Annotated in this window: 23 protein-coding genes; 16 read left to right on the plus strand and 7 right to left on the minus strand. The window is 71.6% G+C overall.

Going from position 1 to position 26,927, the window contains the following annotated elements; all coding sequences use genetic code 11:
* Window positions 1-5 precede the first annotated feature (5 nt).
* The 7 genes from BM385_RS10345 to BM385_RS10375 all read right to left on the minus strand — a co-directional run bounded on the left by BM385_RS10345 (window position 6) and on the right by BM385_RS10375 (window position 8,593).
* Window positions 6-947, minus strand: coding sequence for a carbohydrate ABC transporter permease (locus BM385_RS10345; RefSeq protein WP_246338197.1), 942 nt, complete (start codon window positions 945-947; stop codon window positions 6-8).
* Entirely contained in the window at window positions 944-1,906 is a 963-nt protein-coding gene (locus tag BM385_RS10350; RefSeq protein WP_019433609.1) for a carbohydrate ABC transporter permease, read from the minus strand. The genes BM385_RS10345 and BM385_RS10350 overlap by 4 nt, the downstream gene beginning before the upstream one ends.
* A 49-nt stretch (window positions 1,907-1,955) precedes the next feature.
* Window positions 1,956-3,260 (minus strand): ABC transporter substrate-binding protein, encoded by a 1,305-nt coding sequence (locus tag BM385_RS10355; protein ID WP_093842845.1) that lies wholly within the window; start codon window positions 3,258-3,260, stop codon window positions 1,956-1,958.
* A gap of 287 nt (window positions 3,261-3,547) precedes the next feature.
* Window positions 3,548-5,527 carry a rhamnogalacturonan lyase gene (locus BM385_RS10360; protein ID WP_093842846.1) on the minus strand — a complete coding sequence of 660 codons (1,980 nt, stop codon included), beginning with the start codon at window positions 5,525-5,527 and terminating at the stop codon, window positions 3,548-3,550.
* A 108-nt stretch (window positions 5,528-5,635) separates the two neighbouring features.
* Entirely contained in the window at window positions 5,636-7,120 is a 1,485-nt protein-coding gene (locus BM385_RS10365; protein WP_254791496.1) for a GDSL-type esterase/lipase family protein, read from the minus strand.
* A gap of 300 nt (window positions 7,121-7,420) precedes the next feature.
* Window positions 7,421-7,915 carry an NUDIX hydrolase gene (locus tag BM385_RS10370; RefSeq protein ID WP_093842848.1) on the minus strand — a complete coding sequence of 165 codons (495 nt, stop codon included), beginning with the start codon at window positions 7,913-7,915 and terminating at the stop codon, window positions 7,421-7,423.
* A 39-nt stretch (window positions 7,916-7,954) separates the two neighbouring features.
* The gene (locus tag BM385_RS10375) at window positions 7,955-8,593 is read right to left on the minus strand and encodes a TIGR03085 family metal-binding protein (protein WP_026047400.1); all 639 of its coding nucleotides are present in this window, start codon (window positions 8,591-8,593) and stop codon (window positions 7,955-7,957) included.
* A gap of 69 nt (window positions 8,594-8,662) precedes the next feature.
* Between BM385_RS10375 and hisI the strand changes: the two genes are divergently transcribed.
* From hisI to BM385_RS10455, 16 genes are all read left to right on the plus strand, one after another.
* Window positions 8,663-9,028 (plus strand): phosphoribosyl-AMP cyclohydrolase, encoded by a 366-nt coding sequence (gene hisI / locus BM385_RS10380; protein ID WP_019433601.1) that lies wholly within the window; start codon window positions 8,663-8,665, stop codon window positions 9,026-9,028.
* Window positions 9,029-9,039: 11 nt separating this feature from the next.
* Window positions 9,040-10,566 carry an anthranilate synthase component I gene (locus BM385_RS10385; protein ID WP_093842849.1) on the plus strand — a complete coding sequence of 509 codons (1,527 nt, stop codon included), beginning with the start codon at window positions 9,040-9,042 and terminating at the stop codon, window positions 10,564-10,566.
* Window positions 10,563-11,189, plus strand: coding sequence for a TIGR02234 family membrane protein (locus tag BM385_RS10390; protein WP_019433599.1), 627 nt, complete (start codon window positions 10,563-10,565; stop codon window positions 11,187-11,189). The genes BM385_RS10385 and BM385_RS10390 overlap by 4 nt, the downstream gene beginning before the upstream one ends.
* Before the next feature lie 128 nt (window positions 11,190-11,317).
* Window positions 11,318-11,602: an HGxxPAAW family protein gene (locus tag BM385_RS10395; RefSeq protein WP_019433598.1), complete on the plus strand. Its 285-nt coding sequence runs from the start codon at window positions 11,318-11,320 to the stop codon at window positions 11,600-11,602.
* A 152-nt stretch (window positions 11,603-11,754) separates the two neighbouring features.
* Window positions 11,755-12,186, plus strand: a complete 432-nt coding sequence (locus BM385_RS10400) for a DUF2752 domain-containing protein (RefSeq protein WP_254791498.1) — start codon at window positions 11,755-11,757, stop codon at window positions 12,184-12,186.
* Window positions 12,187-12,258: 72 nt separating this feature from the next.
* Window positions 12,259-13,065 carry an indole-3-glycerol phosphate synthase TrpC gene (gene trpC / locus BM385_RS10405; RefSeq protein WP_019433596.1) on the plus strand — a complete coding sequence of 269 codons (807 nt, stop codon included), beginning with the start codon at window positions 12,259-12,261 and terminating at the stop codon, window positions 13,063-13,065.
* A 6-nt stretch (window positions 13,066-13,071) separates the two neighbouring features.
* Window positions 13,072-13,269, plus strand: coding sequence for a tryptophan biosynthesis modulator TrpM (gene trpM / locus BM385_RS10410; RefSeq protein ID WP_093842850.1), 198 nt, complete (start codon window positions 13,072-13,074; stop codon window positions 13,267-13,269).
* A gap of 245 nt (window positions 13,270-13,514) precedes the next feature.
* A complete protein-coding gene (gene trpB, locus BM385_RS10415) occupies window positions 13,515-14,759 on the plus strand; it encodes a tryptophan synthase subunit beta (RefSeq protein WP_019433594.1) in 1,245 nt (414 codons plus the stop codon).
* Complete coding sequence (trpA, locus tag BM385_RS10420; protein WP_093842851.1) at window positions 14,756-15,574, plus strand: tryptophan synthase subunit alpha; 819 nt, start codon at window positions 14,756-14,758, stop codon at window positions 15,572-15,574. Before trpB ends, trpA begins: the two co-directional genes overlap by 4 nt.
* 74 nt (window positions 15,575-15,648) lie before the next feature.
* Entirely contained in the window at window positions 15,649-16,842 is a 1,194-nt protein-coding gene (locus BM385_RS10425; RefSeq protein WP_237751288.1) for a DUF1266 domain-containing protein, read from the plus strand.
* A gap of 131 nt (window positions 16,843-16,973) precedes the next feature.
* Window positions 16,974-17,723 carry a DsbA family protein gene (locus BM385_RS10430; protein ID WP_093842852.1) on the plus strand — a complete coding sequence of 250 codons (750 nt, stop codon included), beginning with the start codon at window positions 16,974-16,976 and terminating at the stop codon, window positions 17,721-17,723.
* A gap of 388 nt (window positions 17,724-18,111) precedes the next feature.
* Window positions 18,112-18,525, plus strand: coding sequence for a hypothetical protein (locus BM385_RS10435; protein WP_139275163.1), 414 nt, complete (start codon window positions 18,112-18,114; stop codon window positions 18,523-18,525).
* Between the two features lie 188 nt (window positions 18,526-18,713).
* On the plus strand, window positions 18,714-19,715 hold the full coding sequence (lgt, locus tag BM385_RS10440) for a prolipoprotein diacylglyceryl transferase (protein ID WP_093842966.1): 1,002 nt from the start codon (window positions 18,714-18,716) through the stop codon (window positions 19,713-19,715).
* The gene (locus BM385_RS10445) at window positions 19,712-20,416 is read left to right on the plus strand and encodes a VIT1/CCC1 transporter family protein (protein WP_093842854.1); all 705 of its coding nucleotides are present in this window, start codon (window positions 19,712-19,714) and stop codon (window positions 20,414-20,416) included. Before lgt ends, BM385_RS10445 begins: the two co-directional genes overlap by 4 nt.
* Window positions 20,417-20,720: 304 nt before the next feature.
* A complete protein-coding gene (gltB, locus tag BM385_RS10450) occupies window positions 20,721-25,289 on the plus strand; it encodes a glutamate synthase large subunit (RefSeq protein ID WP_093842855.1) in 4,569 nt (1,522 codons plus the stop codon).
* Window positions 25,282-26,745, plus strand: a complete 1,464-nt coding sequence (locus tag BM385_RS10455) for a glutamate synthase subunit beta (protein ID WP_093842856.1) — start codon at window positions 25,282-25,284, stop codon at window positions 26,743-26,745. Before gltB ends, BM385_RS10455 begins: the two co-directional genes overlap by 8 nt.
* The last annotated feature ends 182 nt before the right edge of the window (window positions 26,746-26,927 follow it).

The raw sequence follows: 26,927 nt of genomic DNA on the forward strand, positions 1-26,927 counted from the left end.
CCCGATCAGCCCTTCAGACCCGAGGTCGCCACACCGTCGACGATATAGCGCTGGAAGAGCATGAAGAAGATGATGACCGGGGCCAGCGCCAGGACGGCCGCCGCCATCTGGGCGCCGTAGTCCGAGATCGAGGTCTGGTCCGAGAACTGGCGCAGCATCAGCGGCAGCGGGTACTTGTCCGGGCTGCGCAGATAGATCAGCGGCGCCAGGAAGTCGTTCCAGCTCCAGATGAACGCGAAGATCGACGCCGTGGCCAGCACCGGCCGCATCAGCGGCAGCATGATGAACCAGTAGATCCGGCCGTGGCCCGCGCCGTCGATGCGCGCCGACTCGTCCAGCTCGCGCGGCACCCCGCGCATGAACTGCACCATGAGGAAGACGAAGAACGCCTCGGCCGCCAGGAATTTGCCGATCAGCAGCGGGATGTAGGAATCCGTCCAGCCCAGTTCGTTGAACATGATGAACTGCGGAATGATCACCACGTGGAACGGCAGCAGCAGCGTGCCGATCATCAGCCCGAAGTACAGTTTCCGGCCCGGGAATTCGATCCGCGCGAAGGCGTAGGCCGCCACCGAGCAGGACAGACAGACACCCACCACGGAACCGACGGCGAGAATCATCGAATTGCTGAAGAAGGTCCAGAAGGACACCCCGCCGATGCCCTCGAAGGCACGGGTGAAGTTGTCCAGGGTGGTTTCCCGGGGAATCAGCCCGACCTCGCCGATGATCTGATTCGTCGGCCGGAACGAGGACAGCAGCATCCACACCCCGGGATAGAGCATCACGATGCCCAGCGCCCAGGTGACCCCGTGGAACAGTACGGTTCTGGTGCCCCCGCGCACTTTCGCCTTCCGCCGGGCCGCCCGCGCCTGAACGGAACGGTCCTCGGCGGCCGGCGGTGCGGGTGGGGGTGTTTCCCCGGTGAGGGTGGGAGTGGTGTTGCTCATCGTGTCTCCCCGCCGTAGTGCACCCAGTATTTCGAGGTCTTGAAGAAGATCAGCGTGATGATGCCGACGACGATCACCAGCAGCCAGGCCATGGCCGCCGCGTAACCGAGCTGCCCCTGGCCGAAGCCGCGCTGGTAGAGATACAGCGTGTAGAACAGCGTCGAGTTCGCGGGACCGCCCTTGCCGCCGGAGATGATGAAGGCGGAGGCGAAGACCTGGAAGGAGTTGATGGTCTCCAGCACCAGGTTGAAGAACAGCACGGGCGAGAGCATCGGCAGCGTGATCCGGAAGAACTTGCGCAGCGGACCGGCGCCGTCCACGTCGGCGGCCTCGTACAGCTCGTTCGGGATCTGCTTCAGACCCGCCAGGAAGATCACCATCGGGGCGCCGAACTGCCACACCGCCAGCAGGATCATCATCGGCAGCGTCATGTCCGGGTTGCCGACCCAGCCGCCGGGCTTCATCCCGAAGAACTGGCCGATCTCGTCCACGATGCCCTGGTCGTTGAACATCGCCTTCCAGATGATGGCGATGGAGACACTGGCGCCGATCAGCGAGGGCGCGTAGAAGAGCGAGCGGTAGGTGCCCTGGCCGCGCCGCCGGTTGTTCAGCAGCATCGCCACGGCCAGCGCGGCGGCCAGCTTGATCGGGGTGCCGACGACCGCGTACAGGCTGGTGACCTGCACCGAGTCCATGAAGCGCGGGTCGTCGAAGAGCCGGGTGAAGTTGTCGAAGCCGATCCAGCCCCAGTCCCGGATCGGGTGGAAGTTGGTGAAGGAGAGGTACAGCGAGGCGATCATCGGGCCGGCTGTCAGGGTGATGAAGCCCAGCAGCCAGGGGGCGAGGAAGGCGTAGCCGGCCCGGGTCTCAGCACCCCGCCGCGGCGGCCGCCCGTTGCGCGGTCGCCGGGCGGGGGTGCTGTTCGCCGATTCCCGGGACGCCTCATGCGTGAGTGACACGAGGAATCATCCGTTCGGTGCGTCTGTGAGGGGACTCCGGGGATACCGGTCAGCGGACGAGGTGGTTGCCCGCCTCGGAGAACCAGCGCTGGACGAAGGTGTCGGTGTCGATGCGGTAGAAGCCGAACTCGGCGGCCAGCACCTCGACGTACTCGGTCTCCACCGCGCCGAAGCCCTCGGGCTGGAACGGCACGGTCGCCGTCATGTAGCCCTCGTCACGCGCCCGCTGCTGGTACTCGATGACCCGCTCGTCCAGGCTGCCCGGCTCGATCTCCAGGGCGTCGAGCCGCTCGGCGGAGGCCGGCACGCCCAGGTCGGTGCCGATGATGGCGCCGGCCTCGGGGGAGTTGATGAGGAAGTCGACCAGCAGGGCGGCCTCTTCGGGGTGCTTGGTGTTGGCGCCCATGCTCAGCTGCATGGTGGGCTTGAAGAACATGTGCTTCTGGCCGTCGGCGCCGGTGGGCACCGGCATCAGCTGCACATTGTCGCTGCCGAGGTCGTGCGAGTAGTTGTGGATGAAGTTGTCCCAGTGGAACTCCATCACGGCCTCGCCGTTGGTGAACCCGCCCAGCGGGTCCAGCTGTTCGGTCCGCTCGGCGGGGAAGAACTGGTCGTCGGGGGCGCGCAGGGAGGCCGCGCTGTCGATGAATTCCCGCATGTCGTCCTCGGTGAAGTTCAGTTCACCGGTCTCGCTGAACGGCTCGATGCCCTGCTGCACCAGGTGCTGCATGAACAGCCACCACACCATGGTGGGGTCGTCGGCGCCGTACACGCGCGGGCTGTGGTCCGCGCCGGCCGCGGTCACCTCGGAGATGAAGGCGAAGTACTCGTCCCAGGTGTAGTCCCAGTCCGGTATCTCCAGGCCGAGTTCCTCGATGAGATCGGGGTTGTACATCAGGGTGAGGGTATTGGTGCCGGTGGGGATGGCCACCAGTTCGCCATTGGCCTCGCCGGAGCTGAGGAGTTCGGCGTCGATCTGCGAGGTGTCCAGCTGGTTACCGGCGTAGTCGTCGAAACCGAGCAGCAGACCCGAGCCCGCGTACTCCAGGAGCCGGGAGGCGTCCATCTGGAAGACGTCGGGGAGTTCGCCGGAGGTGGCATCCGTGGAGCGCTGCGTCCAGTAGTCGGGGAACGCCGCGAAAGAGGTCTGGACCTTGATGCCCGGGTTCTCGTCCTCGAACAGCTTGATGGCCTGCTCATAACGGGAGGCCCGCTCGTCGCCGCCCCACCAGGTGAACTTGAGGGTGACATTCCCACCGTCACCACTGCCACCGTCGGAGCCACATGCCGTAAGGGCCAGAGATCCGGCTACGGCGATCGCGAGACCACGCAGCGCGGTCTTCTTGAATGACATGTAGAGCCTCCTTGCTCCGTTATGCACAACGGCACTCCACGGGAGGTGTCAATGGCTTCTCAACGCCTTACCGGCCCCCGGTGACACCCGAAGTGAATCGTTACAATACAGCCGGGGCCTGCTCCGGCAACCGGGCGGCGGATAACTTTTCGGAAACGCCGACGTCATGTTCGAAGGTTCGGCAACGCGGCCGGGCGGCCCGCGATCGGGCCGCCCGGCGACGTCGGACCCTGTTGGATCCTGGTGATTCCTGCGCTGACCTGCGCAGTTATGGGAGCTGCTGAGGGTCAGCGGGCCAGCGGAGCCGGCACATAGCCGATACGCGGCTTCGCCGGCCGGTCCATGCCCTCCCCGATGAAGAACGACGGGTGCGGCGGCTGGTTGTACGCCACGTTCTGCCAGGCAACCGCCAGCCGGTACTGCGGATCGTGCATCAGCGTGCGCAGCCGCAGATCCGTCTCGTCCACCGTCGTGAACACCCGCAGCGCCGAGTCGTCCTGCGTCCGGTAGACGACCTCCTCCCGCCAGTCCCCGTACAGATCCGCCTGGATCACCGGCGTGCCCTTGGTCCAGTTGTTGGAGTACACGCCCTCCGGATGGAAGATCTCCACCTGCTCCTGGTTCACCCAGTCCCACTTGGCGATGAACGGCGCACCGGCCGGGTCGTTCGCCTCGTCGAAGGTGTGGTCCAGGATCTCCCGCAGCGGATCGGCGTCCCACCAGATCATGAAGTTGGCCGACGGGATGGAGGTGCCCAGCAGCGTCCCGTCCGCCGCGCGCAGCTCGCCCTCGCGCGAGTTCCACGCCCCGGTGGCCGTCACCGCCCAGCCCTCCGCGCCCGGATGGGTCGGGTCGATGTCACCGATCGCCGCCCGCCCGGTGTCCCGGGTGGCCGCCATGTCGTACAGGATCTCCCCGGTCGCCGCGTCCCGGAACGTCGCGCCCCGGTTGCCGGACGACGACATGCTCTCGTGCGCGCCGAACACCTCAAGACCCGGCCGGGACGGATCGAAGTTACCCACGTGCAGCGCGTCGCCGTGCCCCAGCCCGGTGTTGTACAGCGGCGTCCCGTCGTCGTCCAGCGTCAGCTGGCCGTACACGATCTCGTCCCGCCCGTCGCCGTCCACATCGGCCACCGACAGGCTGTGGTTGCCCTGCCCCTCGTACGCACGCCCCCAGTCGTTCGAGTCGAACGTCCAGCGCTCGCGCAGCGCCCCGTCCCGGTAGTCGTACGCCACCAGCACGGTACGGGTGTAGTAGCCGCGCGCGAAGACCACGCTCGGCCGCTCCCCGTCCAGGTACGCCACCCCCGCCAGGAACCGGTCCACGCGGTTGCCGTAACCGTCGCCCCAGTCGGCGACGTTCCCGCGCCCGGGGGAGTAGTCGATCGTCTCCACGGCGGCGCCGCTCTGCCCGTCGAAGACCGTCAGGAACTCCGGCCCCGACAGGATGTACCCGCCCGAGTTGCGGTGGTCGGCCGACGGATCGCCGAGCACCGCCCCCGTGCCGTCGACCGTCCCGTCCGCCGTCTTCACCACGACCTCCGCCCGGCCGTCACCGTCGAGGTCGTAGACCATCAGCTGGGTGTAGTGCGCACCCGCCCGGATGTTGCGGCCCAGGTCGATCCGCCACAGCTGCTCGCCGTCCAGGGTGTAGGCGTCGATGTAGACGTTGCCGGTGTACCCGGAGTGCGCGTTGTCCTTGGCGTTGCTCGGCGACCACAGCTGGACGATCTCGTAGCGGCCGTCGCCGTCCAGATCGCCGATGCTCGCGTCGCCCAGGTGATAGGTGTACTCCACCCCGTCCGGGGTCGTCCCGCCGGCCGGCCGGTCGACCGGGATGTCGCGGTACTGCTGCGACCAGACACCGAACTCCTCGGTGCGCTCGCCGCGCGGCCCGTTGCCGCCCTGGACGACGGCCACCTGGTAACGGGAGTCGGCGGTGCCGTCCGGGTCGGTGTAGTTGGTGGCGCCGCGCAGCGGCTGCCGGGTGATGCGCTCACCGTCCCGGTAGACGTGGAACGAGATGTGGTCCGGGTCGAGACCGAGCATCCGCCAGCCCACGTACACCCCGTCCTCGGTGAGTACGGCGACGGGGGCCCGGTCCAGCTGCTCCATCGCCCGCACCGGGGCGGGGGAGGGCTTGCCGCCGGGCGCGGCGGTGCCGGCCGGGGCGGTCAGCAGCGAGGCGGCGGTGGCCAGCGCGGCGAGGGCGGCGACGGTGAGGGTACGGGTTGATCTTCGGACGCTTGCGGCTCGGAAAGCCATCCGTGCTCCTTTGTTGCGGGTTGGTGCGAGGTGGTGCGGCGGCCCCCGGCGCGCGGTCGCGCGCCGCGCGGCGACGTGCCGGGGCCACGAAGGGGGGACCGGTCCGGCTCAGCCGGTCCTGGTCAGCTCCAGACCGTTGAGGTGCGCGGTCTGGCCCGAGACGGTGACGTTCAACTGCCCGTCGGTGACGGTGATCCCGGTGAAGGTGGCCGTGGTGACGCTGCCGCCGCCGGCCGAGACCCCGCCGGCGTCCCGGCCCTCGAAGGCGAGCTGGGTGCGCGCCGAGCCGAGCAGATCGCCGACCTGGACGGTGGCCGCGTAGGTGCCGTCGGGGACGTCCACCCGGAACTCGTAGCTGCCGCCGAAGTACGCGACGAAGTCCCGCTGCACCGCGTCCAGCGCGCCGCCCCGGTCCCGGTCGATCACCTCGGCGGTGGAGACGAAGCCGTAGCCGCGCTCGGCGCTGTACAGCGTCCCGGTGTTGACCTCCGTCCAGCCCGCGGCGACCACCTGGCCCACCGGGCCGAAGTCGAAGCGGTACTCCGGGGAGCGGGTGGTCAGGCTCAGCGGGGCGGACGGGGCGGACTCACCGCGGGCGTTCACCGCGATCACCCGCAGCTCGTACCCGCTGCCCGCCGACAGCCCCGACACATCGGCGAGCGGGAGGGTGGAGGTGGCGGCCAGGGCGTACGCGCTCTCCGGCGCGCCCTGCGGCTTGCGCTGCACCCGGTAGATGTCGGCACCGGGCACCGCGTTCCAGGTCAGCCGGGCGCCCTGGTCGGAGATGTCCCGGGCGGCCAGCCCGGTGGGCCGCTCCGGGACCGCGCCCGGGGTGCCGGCGCCGGTGACCCGGCTCGCCAGCGGGGTGTCGAGCCGGGCGACGTCCTGGGCGACGAGCCGGGCCATCTGGATGGCGCCGTACTCCTGGAAGTGGGTGTCGTCCACGGTCCCGGCGGGCCGGTTGGGATAGACACCGGCCGGCACGTGCAGGAAGACCGACTTCGCCTCCTCCGGGCCGATGCTGTCCAGATAGGCGCGGGAGGACGCGGACAGGTCGATCAGCGGGACGTTCTCCTCCCGCGCGACCGCGATGGCGCGGTCCACGTACTGCGGGAAGGAGACATTGAATTGGCCGGTGGCCGGGTCGAAGGAGCGCCGCGACACCGGGGTGACCACCACCGGGATCGCGCCGCGCTCCTTGGCGCGCCGGATGTAGTCGTGGCGCAGGTATTCCTTGTAGTCGTCGGGCGGGGTGTAGCGCTCGGGCCGGTCGACGGTGGCGTCGTTGTGGCCGAACTGCACGAAGAGGTAGTCGCCCGGGCGGATGACATCGAGGATGGCGTCCAGCCGCCCCTCCTCGATGAAACTGCGCGAACTGCGCCCGCCGATGGCGTGGTTGGCGATGGTGACGTCGTCGGTGAAGAACCGGTCGAAGACCTGGCCCCAGCCGGCCTGCGGGACCCAGTACGGGTCGTAGGTCTGGACGGTGGAGTCACTGGCGAGATACACGGTGACCGGTTCCGCGGCCCGTGCCTGCGCCGGCAGGGCGAGGCCCACCACGGCGGTCGCGGCGGCGGCGACCGCCGTGATCACGGTCCGCAGCAGGGCGCGGCCCCGGCGGGTTCGGTGGCCGTGCCGGTGCCCGGGGGCCGGTGGAGCAGCACTTCCGCCCATCATCACTCCTATGTGGTGGGTGGGTACGGAGCGCGTGCGGGGTGTGCGGTGGCATGGCGGTGCCCGTGAATCGATCGACGTGAATCGATTCATTAATCATGCGCACGACACGTGCAAGCGCTTGCTGATTCGCCGGGAGTGTTGCCAACCGGTCACGGCACTGTCAAGACGTCTGCACGCATTCACACGGGAGCGAACAGATACGCGCAGGTCGGGCGGTCAGCCTGGGGCGACGCCCAGCGCCCGGGCCGCCACCTCGTACACGAGTTGCTCGTGCGGCGCCCGGTTGTCCTTCAGCTCCGCCAGATTCGCAGGACCGAACCACCCGTACCGCGGGTGCTTGGACCACTCCAGCCGCGGCGCCGACAGATCCCCGTCCACCTCCACCACGAAGTCGGCCTCGTGCCGCAGCCCGAGCCCGTCGTCCCCCTCCCAGGTCAGCACCCCGAGATGGCGCCGCACCCGGCGCAGCCGCCACCCCGTCTCCTCGGCCACCTCGCGCACCAGCGCCGCCAACAGCGTCTCGCCGGGCTCGACATGGCCGCCGATCAGATCCCAGGTGTCCGGGAAGAGCCGCCGCGCGGCGGACCGCCGCTGCGCGAACACCTCCCCGCGCCCGTTGAGCACCACGGCCCCGACCGCCCACAACTCACCGGCCGCCGGCACCGGGAACTCCACACCGTCGTCGATCCGCACCCCGCAGTCATCGGTCATCCCGCCACCGTAGCGGGTGCGCGGACGACGTTCCGGCCGTCAGCCGCCAAGACCCATCCGGGCCGCGCCGGCCGCCTTCACCGCGGCTTCCTCGCCCTCCACCGTCACCCGCGCCGCCCGCTGCCGGCCCGAGGCGAACAGCAGCAGCTCACCCGGCTCACCGGTCACCGTCACCACCGGAGCGCCCTTCTGCGCCACCACCGTCTGCCCGTTCGGCCGGCGCAGCACCAGACCCACCGGGCTCTTGCGGCCCATCAGCCGCGCCGTCGTCTCCAGCCGCTTCCACAGCGCGTCCGCGAACACCGGGTCCAGCGCGCGCGGCTCCCAGCCCTCGCCGCCCCGCCGCACGTCCTCGGCGTGGATGAAGAACTCCACCGTGTTCGCCGCCTCGTCGATCGGCTTCAGCGAGAACGGCGAACCACGGCCGGGACCGGACCGGATCAGCTCCAGCAGCTCCGCGTACGGCTTGGCGGCGAACTCCGTCCGGATGTTCTCGCCGCGCGCCGCCAGCGGCTTGATCACCATGCCGGCCGCCGCGTCCGGGCGGCGCTCGCGCACCACCACGTGCGCCGCCAGATCACGGGTGTTCCAGCCGTCGCACAGCGTCGGGGCATCCGGGCCGGCCTCTTCCAACAGGTCGGCGAGCACCAGTCGTTCACGTTTGGCATGGGTAGACATACGTCCCAGCCTAGGGTGAGGCCCCGGCAACCGTCCCGCCACCGCGCCGCGCCCGGCACAATAGGGGCTATGGCCCGCACCACATCCGCGCTCGACCCCGCCATCGCCGCCCGCCTCAAGCGCACCGACGACGGCCTCGTCCCCGCCATCGCCCAGCAGTACGACACCGGCGAGGTCCTCATGCTCGGCTGGATGGACGACGAGGCCCTGCACCGTACGCTCACCACCGGCCGCTGCACGTACTGGTCCCGCAGCCGCCGCGCCTACTGGGTCAAGGGCGACACCTCCGGCCACCACCAGCACGTCAAGTCCGTCGCCCTCGACTGCGACGGCGACACCCTGCTGGTCAAGGTCGACCAGGTCGGCGCCGCCTGCCACACCGGCGACCGCACCTGCTTCGACGCGGACCCCCTGCCGGTTGCCCCGGGGCAGTAGGCTCACCAGCCATGACGCAGCAGGCGCAGCAGGCGCACCGGGCAACGCCGGACCCCGACCGCTTCCGGATACTGGCCAAGGACCGCAGAGTCATCCCGGTCACCCGCCGGCTGCTCGCCGACGGCGACACGCCCATCGGCCTCTACCGCAAGCTCGCCGCCGAACGCACCGGCACCTTCCTCCTGGAGTCCGCCGAGAACGGCCGCACCTGGTCCCGCTACTCCTTCATCGGGGTCCGCAGCGCCGCCGCCCTCACCGTCCGCGACGGCGCCGCCCACTGGCTCGGCACCCCGCCCGTCGGCGTCCCCACCGACGGCGACCCGCTGCACGCGCTGCGCGCCACCCTCACCGCCCTGCACACCCCGCGCGAGCCGGGCCTGCCGCCGTTCACCGGCGGCATGGTCGGCTACCTCGGGTACGACGTGGTCCGCCGTCTGGAGCGGATCGGCGAACACGCCCGCGACGAGCTGGGCCTGCCCGAGCTGACCATGCTGCTCGCCTCCGACCTCGCGGTCCTCGACCACCGCGACGGCACCGTGCTGCTCATCGCCAACGCCATCAACCACAACGCGCGCGACACCGGCGTGGACGAGGCGTACGCCGACGCCGTCGCCCGGCTCGACGCCATGACCGCCGACCTCGCCCGCCCGGTGCCGGCCGAGGCCGTGCCGCTGCCCGCCTCCGAACTGCCGCCGTACACCGCGCACTGGGGCGGCCCCGACTTCCGCGCCGCCGTCGAGGACGTCAAGGAGCACATCCGGGCCGGCGACGCCTTCCAGGTGGTGCCCTCCCAGCGCTTCGAGACGGCCTGCCCGGCCAGCGCCCTCGACGTGTACCGGGTGCTGCGAGCCACCAACCCCAGCCCGTACATGTACCTCTTCCGCTTCGGCGGCTTCGACATCGTCGGCTCCAGCCCCGAGGCCCTGGTGAAGGTCGAGGACGGCCGCGCGATGCTGCACCCCATCGCCGGCACCCGCCCGCGCGGTGCCACCCCGCAGCAGGACGCCGACCTCGGCACCGAACTCCTCGCCGACCCCAAGGAACGCGCCGAGCACCTGATGCTGGTCGACCTCGGCCGCAACGACCTCGGCCGGGTCTGCGCGCCCGGCAGCGTCGAGGTCGTCGACTTCATGACGGTGGAGCGCTACAGCCACGTCATGCACATCGTCTCCACCGTCACCGGCACCCTCGCCGACGGCAGGACCGCCTTCGACGCGCTCACCGCCTGCTTCCCCGCCGGCACCCTCTCCGGCGCCCCCAAACCGCGCGCCCTCCAGCTCATCGAGGAACTGGAGCCGGTACGGCGCGGGCTGTACGGCGGCTGCGTCGGCTATCTCGACTTCGCCGGCGACGCCGACACCGCCATCGCCATCCGCACCGCGCTGCTCCGCGACGGCACGGCGTACGTCCAGGCCGGCGCCGGGGTCGTGGCCGACTCCGACCCGGTGGCCGAGGACACCGAGTGCCGCAACAAGGCGGCGGCGGTTCTCAGGGCGGTCGGCACCGCCGCGAAGCTGCGCGGTAGCGTGGAGGGGTGACTCGTGAGCCGGCCAGCAGCAGCCCCGCCCGCGCCTCGCGCCGCGCGCTCGGCGCGGCGCTGCTCAGTGGCGCCGCCGGGGCAACCGTCGTCCTGATCGCCGCCGGACAGACCTGGGGCGAGGGCGAGGCGAGCCAGATGGGCCTCGGCGCCGGCGAACTGCACGTCACGGCCAGCGGCAGCGCCGTGTCCGGGCTGCCCAGCGCGCTGGCCCTGGTGGGCCTCGCGTCGCTGGTCGCGGTGTTCGCGGTGCGCCGTACCGGGCGGGTGATCGTCGCCTCCGTGCTGGCGCTCAGCGGGGCCGGCGCGATCGGCGCCGCGCTGGTGGGCGCCTCCGACACCACGGCCCTGGAGCGCTCGGCGGGCGACGCGCTCGGGCTGACCGAGGCGGCGGTGACCGGCGTCAGCCACTCCGGCTGGCCGTGGTTCTCGGCCGTGGGCGGGCTGCTGCTGCTGATCGCCGGGCTGCTGGCGCTGAGTTACGGGCGGCAGTGGCCGGCGATGTCCGGACGGTACGAGCGGGCCGAGCGCGGCGACCGGCGCGGCCGACGCGGCGCGGTGGACCCGGACCGTCCCGAGGACCTGTGGAAGGCCCTGGACCGGGGCGAGGATCCCACCACCTAGCGGGAAGTGCGGGACCGGAAGTCCGGGGCCGGAAGTTCGGGACCAAGGGCCTCATCCGGCTCCCCGAAGGGGCCTGACACAATGGCGGTGGGCATTCCCCACCACCGAGGAACACAAGGAGCATGAGCATGGCGGGCCACGACGACCACGGCAACACCCCTGCCGCCTGGACCGGTGTCATCATCATGATCGCCGCCTCGATCGTCGGCGGGTACTTCATGGTCGCGGGCCAGCCCTTCGTGGGCCTGGGCGCCTGGGTCGGCCTGTCCGCCGTGGGCGTGGCCGCCGGCCTGGTCATGCGCGCGATGGGCCTGGGCAAGAAGCCCGAGACGCTGCCCGCGCAGCGCACCGCCCCGGCCGCCGAGCGCACCGCCGAGCCGGCCCCGGCCCCGGCCGCCGCGGCCGGCAACTGACCGCACCGGCCCCACCGCGGCCGTCCGCGGGCGACCGCACCGGCCGCCCGCCGTACCGGCAGCGCACCCGCACCACCCGGCGCGGCGCCGATCGATCCCCCGATCGGCGTCGCGCCGTTGCGTGCCCCCGGCACCCCGCCCAAGCTGGGCCCGTGCCTCCCGACGCCCCCACCGTCCCCGCCGCGCGCCGCCTGCGCCGGGCCGCCGCCCCGCTCTCCGCGCTGGCCACGGCGGGCGCCGCCTGGGCCGTGGTCGCGGCCGTGGACCCGTCCGCGCCCGGCTCCCCCTACCCCGCCTGCCCGCTGCCCGCCCTCACCGGCTGGGACTGCCCCGGCTGCGGCGGACTGCGCGCCGCCCACGCCCTGGCCCACGGATTGCCGGGCCAGGCACTGGCCGCCAACGCCCTGGTGGTGGTCGCCGCCCTCGTCCTCGGCGCCGCGCTGCTGTACTGGCTGGTGGCCGAACTGAGCGGCCGGCCCGTGCCGCCGCCGGCCGTACCCGCCGCCTGCCGCTGGGCACTGGCGGCGGCGGTGGCGGCCTTCACCGTGCTGCGCAATCTGCCGCTCTTCCCGCCGGGGGCGTAACCTCTGCCCCGGGCCCGATACCATCGGTGTGTCCGATCGATCCGCGATCCCCTTACGACTGGAGGCCGCCGCGTGAGTGTGCTCGACGAGATCATCGACGGAGTGCGTGCGGACCTCGCCGAGCGCCAGGCACGGGTGAGCCTGGACGAGCTGAAGCAGCGCGCCGCCAAGGCGCCGCAGGCCAGGGACGGGGTCGCCGCCCTCAAGGGCGACGGGGTCCGGGTGATCTGCGAGGTCAAGCGGTCCAGCCCCTCCAAGGGCGCGCTCGCCGCGATCGCCGACCCGGCCGGGCTCGCCGCCGACTACGAGGCGGGCGGCGCGGCGGTGATCTCCGTCCTGACGGAGGAGCGGCGGTTCGGCGGCTCGCTCGCCGACCTGGAGGCCGTCCGCGCCCGCGTCGACATCCCCATCCTGCGCAAGGACTTCGTGGTCACCTCCTACCAGCTGTGGGAGGCCCGGGCGTACGGCGCCGACCTGGTGCTGCTGATCGTGGCCGCCCTGGAGCAGGACGCGCTGGTGTCGCTGGTGGAGCGGGCCGAGTCGATCGGCCTGACCCCGCTGGTGGAGGCGCACGACGAGGAAGAGGCGGAACGCGCGGTGGCCGCCGGCGCCAAGATCGTCGGGATCAACGCCCGCAATCTGAAGACGCTGGAGGTCGACCGGGGCACCTTCGCCCGGGTGGCCCCCGAGATCCCCGATCACCTGATCAAGGTCGCCGAGTCGGGCGTGCGCGGCCCGCACGACCTGATCGCCTACGCCAACGAGGGCGCGGACGCCGTCCTGGTCGGCGAGTCCCTGGTGACCGGACGCGACCCCCGTACCGCCGTGGCCGACCTGGTCGCCGCCGGCGAGCACCCGGCCCTGCGGCACGGACGCTGACCAGCCATGCCCGCCGCCGTCCCCACCGACTTCCCCCGGCTGGCCCGGGGCGCCGCGCCGCGCGGCTGCCGCGCGCCGGCCAGGCGGGTGCTGGGACGGCGGGTGCGGTACCACATCGGCAGCGAGCCCGGACAGATCAGCGGCAGGCGATGGCCGTGCCGGGCGAGGGCGCTCGGCGGCCGGACGGCGATACACGCCGCCTGACCGCGGCCGGCCCCGGCCGGCCGTACCGCGCGCGCTGACGTCCGCGACGGCACGGCCCGCGGGTCCCGGCTGACGTACCGCCGGCTGCCCGCACGGCGCACCGCCACCCGGCGCCGCCGCGCACCGGCGGGCCACCGGCCGTACCGCCGCACCGCCGTACGCCCCCGGCCCGCGCACCCGCGCGCCGCGCCCCACCCCCACCGCAGCACCGTTTCCGTACCCATCCATGCCCGGAGGGCTCACGCATGTCCGACCTGTACTTCCACCCCGACCCGCAAGGGGAGGTCCCCGACGCCGGGGGGTACTTCGGGGCCTTCGGCGGCACCTTCATCCCCGAGGCGCTGCGCGCCGCCGTCGAGGAGGTCGCCGCCGAGTACGAGAAGGCCAAGGCCGATCCGGCCTTCGCCGCCGAACTCAACGATCTGCTCGTCCACTACACCGGCCGCCCCTCGCCGCTGACCGAGGTGCCCCGGTTCGCCGAGCACGCCGGGGGCGCGCGGATCTTCCTCAAGCGCGAGGACCTCAACCACACCGGCTCCCACAAGATCAACAACGTGCTCGGCCAGGCCCTGCTCACCCGCCGCATGGGCAAGACCCGGGTCATCGCCGAGACCGGCGCCGGCCAGCACGGCGTGGCCACCGCCACCGCCTGCGCGCTGTTCGGCCTGGACTGCACCATCTACATGGGCGAGGTCGACACCGAGCGCCAGGCGCTCAACGTCGCCCGGATGCGCATCCTGGGCGCCGAGGTCATCCCGGTGCGCTCCGGCAGCCGCACCCTGAAGGACGCCATCAACGAGGCGTTCCGCGACTGGGTCGCCAACGTCGACAGCACCCACTACCTGTTCGGCACCGTCGCCGGGCCGCACCCGTTCCCCGCCCTGGTGCGCGACTTCCACCGGGTCATCGGCGTCGAGGCCCGCCGGCAGATCCTGGAGCGCGCCGGCCGGCTGCCGGACGCGGTGGCCGCCTGCGTGGGCGGCGGCTCCAACGCCATCGGGCTCTTCCACGCGTTCGTCCCCGACACCGGCGTACGGCTGGTCGGCCTGGAGGCCGCAGGCCACGGCGTGGACTCCGGCGAACATGCCGCCACCCTGACCGCCGGCGAACCCGGCATCCTGCACGGCTCCCGCTCCTACGTCCTCCAGGACGACGAGGGCCAGATCACCGAGCCGTACTCGATCTCCGCCGGCCTCGACTACCCGGGCATCGGCCCCGAGCACGCCTACCTCAAGGACAGCGGGCGCGGCGAGTACCGTCCCGTCACCGACGACGAGGCGATGCGCGCGCTGCGGCTGCTCTCGCGCACCGAGGGCATCATCCCGGCCATCGAGAGCGCGCACGCACTGGCCGGCGCCCTCGACCTGGGACGCGAACTCGGCCCCGAGGGCCTGGTGCTGGTCAACCTCTCCGGCCGTGGCGACAAGGACATGGACACCGCCGCCCGCTACTTCGGGCTCTACGACGACACCGAGGGAGCGCCGGCATGACGGGCAACCTTGACCTGCTCAGCACCACCCTGGCCGCCACCCGCGCCGAGCGCCGCGCCGCCCTCATCGGCTACCTCCCGGCCGGCTTCCCCACCGTGGACGGCGGCATCCGCGCCGCCGTCGCCATGGTGGAGGGCGGCTGCGACGTCATCGAGATCGGCCTCCCGCACAGCGACCCGGTGCTGGACGGCCCGGTCATCCAGACCGCCGACGACATCGCGCTGCGCGGCGGCGTCCGCATCGAGGGCGTCCTGCGCACCGTCCGCGAGGTGCACGCCGCCACCGGGGCGCCGGTGCTGTGCATGACGTACTGGAACCCGGTGGACCGGTACGGCGCCGAGCGGTTCGCCGCCGAACTCGCGGCGGCCGGCGGGGCGGGCTGCATCCTGCCGGACCTGCCGGTCGAGGAGTCCGAGGTGTGGCGGAAGGCGGCCCAGCAGCACGGGCTGGCCACCGTGTTCGTCGTCGCGCCCAGCAGCCGGGACGACCGGCTGGCCACCATCACGGCGGCGGGCAGCGGCTTCGTGTACGCGGCCTCCCTCATGGGTGTCACCGGCACCCGCGAGTCGGTGGGCCGGGAGGCGGCCGGCCTGGTGCGCCGCACCCGCGCCACCACCGAACTGCCGGTGTGCGTGGGGCTCGGCGTCTCCAACGCGGGCCAGGCGGCCGAGGTCGCCGCGTTCGCGGACGGGGTCATCGTGGGAACGGCCTTCGTGAAGGAACTCCTGGCGCACGAGGGAGACGAGACGGCGGGGCTCACCGCCGTCCGGGGGCTGGCCGCGGGGCTGGCCGCCGGGGTACGGCGCCGGGACTGACCGGCGCTGCCGGCCGCCCCCGGGCTGATCCGCGCGGGGGCGGCCGGGCCCGATAAGGTCTGCCCATGGGGAGTATGGGGGCCACATCCGAAGGGCCTTGGCAGCCGCCGACCGTCGTGGAGGCGGGTCTGTACACGGCGGGCATGAACGGCGACTGGCCGGCGTTCTTCGACGTCCTGGCGGGCACCGATCTGTTCTTTCCGATGTCGCGCGAGGTCGTCGACGCGGTACCCGGCGGGTTCCGCTTCGCGCCGTTCCGCGACCCGCAGGTGGAGGGGCTGTGCGTGGCCGTCTTCACCCGGGGCATGCTGCCCCCGCCGTCCGGCGGGCAGGTCTTCGAACGCGGCAACCTGGGGCCGCTGGCCAAGGCGTGGCCCAGGACGGTCAACTGGCTGGCGGTGAACCCGGGCACCCCGGTGGAGACGTTCGTCCCGGCCGAGCCCCGGCAGTGGAAGCGGCACGCCAAGCGGGCGAAGCCCGAGGCGCGGCTGAAGACGCTGTGGACCGGCCCGCGCAGCGACGCCATGGCGCACGGCATGGCCTGCGGGGCGCTGCTGCTGGTCAACAACGGGACGCTGTGGAACCAGCTGGGCTGGCAGAGCGGCGGCTACTCCGAGACCCGCGAACTGCTGAAAACCTGGTGGGGCATCACCGGCCGGGAGGGCTGGCTGGAGGCCCAGGAGGGGCTGCTGCGCGGTGAACTGTCACCGCCCGCGTGGGAGTTCTGTCTGCGGGTGCGGCACGTCCTGATCGAGGAGTACGGCACGGCACCGGGCGCGGTGCAGTGGCGGGAGACGGCCGAGCGGGTGCTGCTGGCCAGGACCGCCGAGGTCGTCGACAAGACCGGCCGGCCACCGCAGTTCGACCTGGACGCGGACATCACCCTCGCGCAGGACCTGATCGGCCGGATCCTGCGCTACGAGGCCCGGTTCCGCGCGGACGGCATTCTGGCGGCGGACGCGTCGGTACGGTCCGTCCTGGCCTGGGACTACGGGCGCGCCTCGTTCATGGCGCGGGACGGCCTGGGCGCCCGGTACTGCGACACGCACGAGGCGGAGACGGCCCTGCTGCGGGCGGGCGCGGCGGCGCGCCGGATGTACCGCTCGTGGCCGGACTTCGCGGCCGGGTACATCCTGGGCCGCTGTCTGCACTTCGACGACGAGACGTTCGGGGACTGGTACCGGGAGATGCTGGAGGTGCACCGGATCCTCAGCACGGAGCCGGAGAGCCCGTGGCTGACGGTGCCCTGGGAGATCAAGGAAGGTTAGCCCCCGGCCGGGTGCCTCCCGGCCGGGCTGCCCGTATCTCCCGGGTGGCGTGCCGATCGCCGCGACGGCGGCCGTGGAGGCACCGGCCCGGTGAACCGTGTCCTCGCGGCCTGTGAGTCGTTGCCCCGGGCGTGAGCCAGAAGAACCGTGACGGAAAAGGCAGGGCCCGCGACCGGATGCGGGAGGAGCGCGAGCGCGAGAAGGCCGCAGAGAAGCGGATGCGCGTGCTCAAGGTCGGCGGAACGGCCACCGCCGTCCTGGCGGTGGCGGCCGTCGTCGGCGTGCTGGCGGCCAACTCGGGCGGCAGCGGCAGCAACGACGGCCCGGCGGCCGAGCCCATCACGGTGGGCCAGTCCACGGCGCCGGCCACGCTGACGGTGTACGAGGACTTCCGCTGCCCGGCGTGCAGCCAGTTCGAGAACGGCTTCCGCGACGTCATCCACGAGCTGACGGACGCGGGCACGCTGAAGGCGGAGTACCACCTGGTCAGCATCATCGACGGCAACATCCGCGGCGACGGCTCGAAGAACGCCGCCAACGCCGCCCAGTGCGCCAACGACCAGGGCTCGTTCGCCGCCTACCACGACGTGCTGTTCGAGAACCAGCCGGCCGAGGCGGACGACGCCTTCGGGGACAAGGACCTGCTGATCGACCTGGCCGGCCAGGTCGACGGCCTGGACAACGCGGAGTTCCGCACCTGCGTCCAGGAGGGCACCCACGACGACTGGGTGCAGCGCAGCAACGCGGACTTCATGTCCTCGGATTTCAACGCGACCCCGACGATCCTGCTGAACGGCGAGAACATCTACGGCGACCCGTCGGTCCCGCTGACCCCCGACTCCCTGCGCAACCAGGTGAACCAGCTGGCCGCCGGGTCCTGACCGGTCACGTCTCGGTCTCGGCAGCGGGGACAAAACCCTCACCGGACGACCCAGCCGCCCAAAGCGCGAGCCGGTCACGACGTGATGAGCTTGCGAACACCTGATGAAGATCACAGACTGCCCCCCACAGCGCACCTGTCCCGTGGGGGGCAGTCTGTGTGCCGGCTTCGGCGGCGGGTTGTGCCTTGTCGGGCCGACTCGGGAATCGGGGCGGCTGGGACGAGGGAGGGTGGGGATGAGTGAGCCGTTGTTCGTGACCAGTGAGCCGGCCTCGCGTGGTGATCACGGAACGCTGGAGTTCAGGGGGTGGGTGACCACGGCCGAACTGATCGAGGGGCGACGGGCGCGGCGTGGGGCTCCGGCCCTCCGGGTGGGTTTTCACGCACTCATGGCTGTCGGACTGATGGCCGCTGTGGCGCTGGTGACCAGTGACCAGGACGAGCTGGGACGGGCGGCCGTCGCCTCCGTCCTCGTCATCGCCGCGTGCGGGGCGTTCGGTTGGTTCTTCTCTGTGCGGATGCAACTCGTACGGATCGTGAGGCGGGCGCGGCGGGGGGAGGAGTGCACGATCAGCCTGGAGGAAGACGCCGTCCAGGTCGTCGAAGGTGGTATCACGACCCGGATCTCCCGGCAGGCGTATCCCTTCTTCGCGGAGACCCGCGGGAGCTTCGTTCTCCTCACCTCACGGTCGCCGCGCTCCGGTGTGCTGGTGATTCCCAAGCGGTTCGCCGGGCGGCCGGCCGACGTCGACAGGGCGCGTGCGGTGCTCGGCGGCTCCTGGGAACCGCTCGGGCGGGCGTGAGGCGGCGAGTGGCCGGGGCCCCGGGAGGACGCCGTGCACGGGCCGCGCGGGTGGCGGGGCCCTCTTCGCAAGGGGAAACGGGAAGCTCACGCTTGCCGCATACGATTGGTCACGGAGGGTGATCCCGGCCCGGAATGCGGGCCGTGGATTCCCGGGTGGAGCCGCGGCGCGGTAGCGTCGGGGGCACCATGGAGATCCTTGCCTCTATCCCCAGCCCAGGCACCAGCGAGGTCCATCTCGGGCCGCTGCCCCTGCGTGGCTATGCCCTGTGCATCATCATCGGTGTCTTCGTCGCCATCTGGCTCGGCGGGAAGCGCTGGGTCGCCCGGGGCGGACAGCCCGGGACCGTCGCCGACATCGCCGTGTGGGCGGTGCCCTTCGGGCTGATCGGCGCGCGGTTGTACCACGTCATCACCGACTACCAGCTGTACTTCGGTGACGGGCGCGACCCGGTCAACGCGTTCAAGATCTGGGACGGCGGCATCGGCATCTGGGGTGCCATCGCCGGTGGCGCGGTGGGTGCCTGGATCGCCTGCCGGCGGCGCGGGATCCCGCTGCCCGCGTTCGCCGACGCCGTGGCGCCCGGGATCGCGTTCGCGCAGGCGATCGGCCGCTGGGGCAACTGGTTCAACCAGGAGCTGTACGGCAAGCCCACCGATCTGCCCTGGGCGCTGGAGATCGACAACGGCATCGACAGCGGGACCTTCCACCCCACCTTCCTGTACGAGTCGCTGTGGTGCGTCGGTGTCGGCGTGCTGGTGATCTGGGCCGACCGGCGGTTCAAGCTCGGGCACGGCCGGGCGTTCGCCCTGTACGTGGCCGCGTACACCGCGGGCCGGTTCTGGACCGAGTATCTGCGCATCGACGAGGCCCACGAGGTGCTGGGTCTGCGGCTGAACAACTGGACCTCCATCGTCGTCTTCCTCGCCGCCGTCGCCTACCTGGTGATCTCCGCCAAGCGCCGGCCGGGCCGCGAGGAGGTCGTCGAGCCGGGTGCCGCGGACGGCTCCGGGGGCGCGGGTGAGGCCGCCGCCGAGAAAGCCGGAGCCGGCGACGCGGACGCCGACGCGGACGGGGAGCGGACCGCGACCGAGGGCGACAAGGAGCCCGCCAAGGGCGCCGACCTCAGCAAGAAGGGCGGGGAGCCCGGCGAGGGCACCGACAAGGCGGGGGCTGCCTCCGCGTCATGACGGCGTCCGCCGAGGCCCACCACCGGCACCGCGATGTGAGCGGCGGCTGGCTGCGTCCCGCGGTCTTCGGGGCCATGGACGGGCTGGTCTCCAACCTCGGGCTGATCAGCGGGGTGGTGGGGTCCTCGGCGTCGGCGCACACGATCGCCGTCGCCGGTATGGCCGGGCTGGCGGCTGGGGCGTTCTCGATGGCGGCCGGGGAGTACACCTCGGTCGCCTCGCAGCGCGAGCTGGCGCTGGCCGAGATCGAGGTGGAGCGGCGCGAGCTGGCCCGCAACCCGGACGCCGAGCTGGCCGAGCTGACCGAGGTGTACGTACGGCGCGGGGTGGAGCCGGAGCTGGCCCGGGAGGTCGCCCGCCAGCTGTCCCGCGATCCGGAGCAGGCGCTGGAGATCCACAGCCGCGAGGAGCTGGGCGTGGGCCCCGGCGATCTGGCCTCGCCGCTGGTCGCGGCGCTCGCCTCGTTCGGCTCCTTCGCCGTGGGCGCGCTGCTGCCGGTGCTGCCCTATCTGCTGGGCGGTACGGCGTTCTGGCCGGCCGCCCTGCTGGCGCTCGCCGGGCTCTTCGTGTGCGGCGCGGTCGTGTCCCGGGTGACCGCCCGCTCCTGGTGGTACAGCGGGCTGCGCCAGCTGCTGCTGGGCGCCGGGGCCGCGGCCCTGACCTACGGGCTCGGGTCACTGCTCGGCACCGCACTGGGCTGACCGGTTCGCCCGGGAATATACCCGCCACCCCGTACGCTGGGTACTGGGTGGCGCGCTCATGGGTGAGCTTTGTTTCCGGAGGGTTTCAGTTCGTTTCCTGCGGGCATGAGGCTTCCACGTCCGCCAGCGGCGACATATCCGCCATTCTCCGGCCGCAGCACGGCAGAACGAAGTCCGCATCGTGGACAGAGGTATCCACTTCCCGGAAACCTCGCCATCGTGTAACCTGCACGAAAATTTTGAGCCACCAGGGCCAACGTCGTCCCTCGGTACCAGCACCTACCAAGAGACGACGGGAGTGCCGATGCGTTCTGCGTCCCACCCGGTGAAGCAGGGGATGTACGACCCGGGCAACGAGCACGACGCCTGTGGCGTCGGCTTCGTCGCCACCCTCACGGGCGAGGCCAGCCACGAGCTGGTCGATCAGGCGCTCACCGTGCTGCGGAACCTGGAGCACCGCGGTGCCACCGGCTCCGACCCGGACACCGGGGACGGCGCGGGGATCCTCATCCAGATCCCCCACGCTTTTCTGCGCGAAAATGTTCCTTTCGGTCTTCCCGAGGCCGGCTCCTACGCCGTCGGCACCGCCTTCCTCCCGGTCGGCGCCGACGAGAACGCCACCGCCGTCGCCGCCGTCGAGGCCATCGCCGCCGAAGAAGGACTGACCGTCCTCGGCTGGCGCGAGGTCCCCGTCGCCCCGCAGCTCCTCGGCGCCGCCGCCCGCGAGGCCATGCCCGCCTTCCGGCAGCTCTTCGTCCAGGATGCGGACGGCTCCCGGACAGGCATCGAACTGGAACGCCTCGCCTTCGTGCTGCGCAAGCGCGCCGAACGCGAGACCGGCGTCTACTTCGCCTCCCTGTCCGCCCGCACCCTCGTCTACAAGGGGATGCTCACCACCGGACAGCTTGAGCCATTTTTTCCTGATCTTTCAGACCGTCGCCTGGCATCCGCCATCGCCCTGGTCCACTCCCGCTTCTCCACCAACACCTTCCCCAGCTGGCCGCTCGCCCACCCGTACCGGTTCGTCGCCCACAACGGCGAGATCAACACGGTGCGCGGCAACCGCAACTGGATGCGCGCCCGCGAGTCCCAGCTGGCCTCCCCCCTCTTCGGCGAACGCATCGGCGACCGCGACGCCCTGGAGCGGATCTTCCCCGTCTGCACCCCGGACGCCTCCGACTCCGCCTCCTTCGACGAGGTCCTGGAACTCCTCCACCTCGGCGGACGCTCCCTCCCGCACGCCGTCCTCATGATGGTCCCCGAGGCATGGGAGAACCACGCCTCCATGGACCCCGCCCGGCGCGCCTTCTACCAGTTCCACTCCACCCTCATGGAGCCCTGGGACGGCCCCGCCTGCGTCGCCTTCACCGACGGCACCCAGGTCGGCGCCGTACTCGACCGCAACGGACTGCGCCCCGGCCGCTACTGGGTCACCGACGACGGATTCGTCGTCCTCTCCTCCGAGGTCGGCGTCCTCGACATCGACCCCGCCCGCGTCGTGCGCAAGGGTCGCCTCCAGCCCGGCCGGATGTTCCTCGTCGACACCGCCGAGCACCGCATCATCGAGGACGACGAGATCAAGGCCGCCCTCGCCGCCGAACACCCCTACGCCGAATGGCTCGACAGCGGCCTCATCGACCTCGCCGACCTCCCCGAGCGCGAACACGTCGTCCACACCCACGCCTCCGTCACCCGGCGCCAGCAGACCTTCGGCTACACCGAGGAAGAGCTGCGCATCCTGCTCGCCCCCATGGCCGGCAGCGGCGCCGAACCCATCGGCTCCATGGGCACCGACACCCCCATCGCCGCGCTCTCCGACCGGCCGCGGCTGATCTTCGACTACTTCACCCAGCTCTTCGCCCAGGTCACCAACCCCCCGCTGGACGCCATCCGCGAGGAACTGGTTACCTCCCTGCACTCCTCCCTCGGCCCCCAGCACAACCTGCTGGAGCCCAGCGCCGCCTCCTGTCGCTCCGTGAACCTCCCCTTCCCGGTCATCGACAACGACGAGCTGGCCAAGCTCATCCACATCAACGCCGACGGCGACCTCCCCGGCTTCGGCTCCGCCACCCTCTCCGGCCTCTACCGGGTCAGCGGCGGCGGCGAAGCGCTCGCCGCCCGCCTCGACGAGATCCGCGCCGAGACCGACGCCGCCATCGCCGACGGCGCCCGCCTCATCGTGCTCTCCGACCGGCACTCCGACGCCGAGCACGCCCCCATCCCCTCCCTGCTGCTCACCTCCGCCGTCCACCACCACCTCATCCGCACCAAGCAGCGCACCCAGGTCGGGCTGCTCATCGAGGCCGGGGACGTCCGCGAGGTCCACCACGTCGCCCTCCTCATCGGGTACGGCGCCGCCGCCGTCAACCCCTACCTGGCGATGGAATCCGTCGAGGACCTGGTCCGCCGCGGCACCTACCTGCCCGGCACCGACGCCGAGACCGCCATCAAGAACCTCATCAAGGCGCTCGGCAAGGGCGTCCTGAAGGTCATGTCCAAGATGGGCATCTCCACCGTCGCCTCCTACCGCGGCGCGCAGGTCTTCGAGGCCATCGGGCTCGACGAGTCCTTCGTCGACACCTACTTCCACGGCACCACCACCAAGATCGGCGGCGCCGGCCTCGACGTCATCGCCCAGGAGGTCGCCGCCCGGCACGCCAAGGCGTACCCCGCCTCCGGCATCGCCCCCGCCCACCGCGACCTGGAGATCGGCGGCGAGTACCAGTGGCGCCGCGAGGGCGAACCGCACCTCTTCGACCCCGACACCGTCTTCCGGCTCCAGCACTCCACCCGCGAACGCCGCTACGACATCTTCAAGCAGTACACCGGCCGGGTGAACGAGCAGGCCGAACGGCTCATGACCCTGCGCGGACTCTTCCGCCTCAAGAACGGCGAGCGCGCCCCCGTGCCGCTGGACGAGGTCGAGCCCGTCAGCGAGATCGTCAAGCGCTTCTCCACCGGCGCGATGAGCTACGGCTCCATCTCCCGGGAAGCGCACGAAACCCTCGCCATCGCCATGAACCGGCTGGGCGCCAAGTCCAACACCGGCGAAGGCGGCGAAGACCCCGAACGCCTCACCGACCCCACCCGGCGCAGCGCCATCAAGCAGGTCGCCTCCGGACGCTTCGGCGTCACCAGCGAATACCTGGTGCACTCCGACGACATCCAGATCAAGATGGCCCAGGGCGCCAAGCCCGGCGAAGGCGGCCAGCTGCCCGGCCACAAGGTGTACCCGTGGGTCGCCAAGACCCGGCACGCCACCCCCGGCGTCGGCCTCATCTCGCCGCCCCCGCACCACGACATCTACTCCATCGAGGACCTCGCCCAGCTCATCCACGACCTCAAGAACGCCAACCCGGCCGCCCGCATCCACGTGAAGCTGGTCTCCGAGGTCGGCGTCGGCACCGTCGCCGCCGGCGTCTCCAAGGCCCACGCCGACGTGGTCCTCATCTCCGGACACGACGGCGGAACCGGCGCCTCCCCCCTCACCTCCCTCAAGCACGCCGGCGGCCCCTGGGAACTCGGACTCGCCGAAACCCAGCAGACGCTGCTCCTCAACGGACTGCGCGACCGCATCGTCGTCCAGACCGACGGCCAGCTGAAGACCGGCCGCGACGTCCTCATCGCCGCCCTCCTCGGCGCCGAGGAGTACGGCTTCGCCACCGCGCCGCTCGTCGTCTCCGGCTGCGTCATGATGCGGGTCTGCCACCTGGACACCTGCCCGGTCGGCATCGCCACCCAGAACCCGGTCCTGCGCGAACGCTTCAGCGGCAAGCCCGAATTCGTCGTCAACTTCTTCGAGTTCATCGCCGAAGAAGTCCGCGAACTCCTCGCCGAACTGGGCTTCCGCAGCATCGAGGAAGCCGTCGGCCACGCCGAACTCCTCGACATCAGCCGCGCCGTCGACCACTGGAAGGCCGCCGGGCTCGACCTCGCCCCGCTGCTGCACATCCCCGACCTGCCGGCCGGCACCCCCCGCCACCAGGTCATCTCCCAGGACCACGGCCTGGAGAAGGCCCTGGACAACGAGCTGATCCGGCTCTCCGCCGACGCCCTGACCGCACCCACCGCCCAGGACGCCCGGCCGGTCCGCGCCCAGGTCGCCATCCGCAACATCAACCGCACCGTCGGCACCATGCTCGGCCACGAGGTGACCAAGAAGTTCGGCGGCGCCGGACTGCCCCAGGACACCATCGACATCACCTTCACCGGCTCCGCCGGCCAGTCCTTCGGCGCCTTCGTCCCCCGCGGCGTCACCCTGCGCCTGGAAGGCGACGCCAACGACTACGTCGGCAAGGGCCTGTCCGGCGGACGGATCGTCGTCCGGCCCGACCGCGCCGCCGACCACCTGCCCGAGTACTCCACCATCGCCGGCAACACCCTCGCCTACGGCGCCACCGGCGGCGAACTCTTCCTGCGCGGCCGGGTCGGCGAACGCTTCTGCGTCCGCAACTCCGGCGCCACGGTCGTCGCCGAAGGCGTCGGCGACCACGGCTGCGAGTACATGACCGGCGGCCACGCCGTCGTCCTCGGCGAGACCGGACGGAACTTCGCGGCCGGCATGTCCGGCGGCGTCGCCTACGTCATCGACCTCGACGAACACAACGTCAACCCCGGCTTCGTCGCCGTCGAAGCACTCGACGACGCCGACCGCGCATGGCTGCACGACGTGGTGCGCCGACACGCCGAGGAGACCGGATCCACGGTCGCCGGCACGCTGCTCAAGGACTGGGACACCGCCGTGACCCGCTTCAGCAAGATCATGCCCACCACGTACAAGGCCGTGCTCGCCGCCAAGGACGCCGCCGAGCGCGCCGGACTCAGCGAGTCCGAGACCCACGAGAAGATGATGGAGGCGGCGACCCATGGCTGACCCGAAGGGCTTTCTCACCACCGGCCGCGAGACCGCCACCTCCCGGCCGCCCGCCGAACGCGTCAAGGACTGGAACGAGGTCTACGTCCCCGGCTCGCTGCTGCCCATCATCAGCAAGCAGGCGTCCCGGTGCATGGACTGCGGCATCCCGTTCTGCCACAACGGCTGTCCGCTCGGAAACCTCATCCCCGAGTGGAACGACTACGCCTACCGCGAGGACTGGACCGCCGCCAGCGAACGGCTGCACGCCACCAACAACTTCCCCGAGTTCACCGGCCGGCTGTGCCCCGCGCCGTGCGAGTCGGCGTGCGTGCTCGGCATCAACCAGCCCGCCGTCACCATCAAGAACGTCGAGGTCACCATCATCGACAAGGCGTGGGAGGCCGGGGACGTCACCCCGCAGCCCCCGCAGCGCCACTCCGGCAAGACCGTCGCCGTCATCGGTTCGGGCCCCGCCGGACTCGCCGCCGCCCAGCAGCTCACCCGGGCCGGCCACACCGTCGCGGTGTACGAGCGCGCCGACCGCATCGGCGGACTCCTGCGCTACGGCATCCCCGAGTTCAAGATGGAGAAGCGCCACATCAACCGGCGCATCGAGCAGATGCGCGCCGAGGGCACCAAGTTCCGCACCGGGGTCGAGATCGGCCGCGACATCGACGCCGCCAAGCTCCGCAAGCGCTACGACGCCGTCGTCATCGCCGCCGGCGCCACCACCGCCCGCGACCTGCCCGTCCCCGGCCGCGAACTCAACGGCGTCCACCAGGCGATGGAGTACCTGCCGCTCTCCAACAAGGTGCAGGAAGGCGACTACATCACCGCGCCCATCACCGCCGAGGGCAAGCACGTGGTCGTCATCGGCGGCGGCGACACCGGCGCCGACTGCGTGGGCACCGCCCACCGGCAGGGCGCCGCGTCCGTCACCCAGCTGGAGATCATGCCCCGGCCCAGCGACACCCGCCCCGGCCACCAGCCGTGGCCCACGTTCCCCATGACCTACAAGGTCACCTCCGCGCACGAGGAGGGCGGCGAACGCGTCTACTCCGTCTCCACCACCCACTTCGAGGGCGACGAGGACGGAAACGTCCAGTGGCTGCACCTCGTCGAGGTCGAGTTCATCGACGGCAAGCTCACCCCCAAGCCGGGCACCGAACGCAAGATCCCGGCCCAGCTGGTCACCCTCGCCATGGGCTTCACCGGCACCGACCAGGAGAACGGCCTCGTACGGCAGTTCGGCGTCGACCTCGACGCGCGCGGCAACATCGCCCGCGACGCGGACTACGCCACCAACGTCGACGGCGTGTTCGTGGCCGGCGACGCCGGCCGCGGCCAGTCGCTCATCGTGTGGGCCATCGCCGAAGGCCGCGCCGCCGCCCGCGGCGTGGACCGCTACCTCACCGGCGCGCCCAGCGCCCTGCCCTACCCGGTCCGGCCGACCGACCGCGCCCTGACGGTCTGACGGCCCGACCCCACCGGCCCGGCACCCGCCACCACCGGCACCGGGCCCCACCCGCTTCCGTACAACGTCGTACGGAAAGTGGCCGCGGCGCCTGCCTCTCCCCGACCGAGCGAGGGCAGGCGCCGAGGCATGTCCACACCCCGGCGCGGGCAGACGGCAGCCGAGGGGCGCGAACGGCCGCA

Origin of the sequence: Streptomyces harbinensis (assembly GCF_900116145.1) — a bacterium.
In the GTDB taxonomy this organism is placed as follows: domain Bacteria; phylum Actinomycetota; class Actinomycetes; order Streptomycetales; family Streptomycetaceae; genus Streptomyces; species Streptomyces carpaticus.

What these genes read in the sequence shown, in the direction of transcription:
- trpM (WP_093842850.1), top strand. Translation starts at nt 13,072, where the DNA reads ATGCCCGCCGCCGTCCCCACCGACTTCCCCCGGCTGGCCCGGGGCGCC.
- trpA (WP_093842851.1), top strand. Translation starts at nt 14,756, where the DNA reads ATGACGGGCAACCTTGACCTGCTCAGCACCACCCTGGCCGCCACCCGC.
- gltB (WP_093842855.1), top strand. Translation starts at nt 20,721, where the DNA reads ATGCGTTCTGCGTCCCACCCGGTGAAGCAGGGGATGTACGACCCGGGC.
- BM385_RS10445 (WP_093842854.1), top strand. Translation starts at nt 19,712, where the DNA reads ATGACGGCGTCCGCCGAGGCCCACCACCGGCACCGCGATGTGAGCGGC.
- BM385_RS10435 (WP_139275163.1), top strand. Translation starts at nt 18,112, where the DNA reads ATGGCTGTCGGACTGATGGCCGCTGTGGCGCTGGTGACCAGTGACCAG.
- trpB (WP_019433594.1), top strand. Translation starts at nt 13,515, where the DNA reads ATGTCCGACCTGTACTTCCACCCCGACCCGCAAGGGGAGGTCCCCGAC.
- BM385_RS10355 (WP_093842845.1), bottom strand. Translation starts at nt 3,260, where the DNA reads ATGTCATTCAAGAAGACCGCGCTGCGTGGTCTCGCGATCGCCGTAGCC.
- BM385_RS10425 (WP_237751288.1), top strand. Translation starts at nt 15,649, where the DNA reads ATGGGGGCCACATCCGAAGGGCCTTGGCAGCCGCCGACCGTCGTGGAG.
- BM385_RS10455 (WP_093842856.1), top strand. Translation starts at nt 25,282, where the DNA reads ATGGCTGACCCGAAGGGCTTTCTCACCACCGGCCGCGAGACCGCCACC.
- BM385_RS10385 (WP_093842849.1), top strand. Translation starts at nt 9,040, where the DNA reads ATGACGCAGCAGGCGCAGCAGGCGCACCGGGCAACGCCGGACCCCGAC.
- BM385_RS10370 (WP_093842848.1), bottom strand. Translation starts at nt 7,915, where the DNA reads ATGACCGATGACTGCGGGGTGCGGATCGACGACGGTGTGGAGTTCCCG.
- BM385_RS10395 (WP_019433598.1), top strand. Translation starts at nt 11,318, where the DNA reads ATGGCGGGCCACGACGACCACGGCAACACCCCTGCCGCCTGGACCGGT.
- hisI (WP_019433601.1), top strand. Translation starts at nt 8,663, where the DNA reads ATGGCCCGCACCACATCCGCGCTCGACCCCGCCATCGCCGCCCGCCTC.
- BM385_RS10345 (WP_246338197.1), bottom strand. Translation starts at nt 947, where the DNA reads ATGAGCAACACCACTCCCACCCTCACCGGGGAAACACCCCCACCCGCA.
- lgt (WP_093842966.1), top strand. Translation starts at nt 18,714, where the DNA reads ATGGAGATCCTTGCCTCTATCCCCAGCCCAGGCACCAGCGAGGTCCAT.
- BM385_RS10375 (WP_026047400.1), bottom strand. Translation starts at nt 8,593, where the DNA reads ATGTCTACCCATGCCAAACGTGAACGACTGGTGCTCGCCGACCTGTTG.
- BM385_RS10360 (WP_093842846.1), bottom strand. Translation starts at nt 5,527, where the DNA reads ATGGCTTTCCGAGCCGCAAGCGTCCGAAGATCAACCCGTACCCTCACC.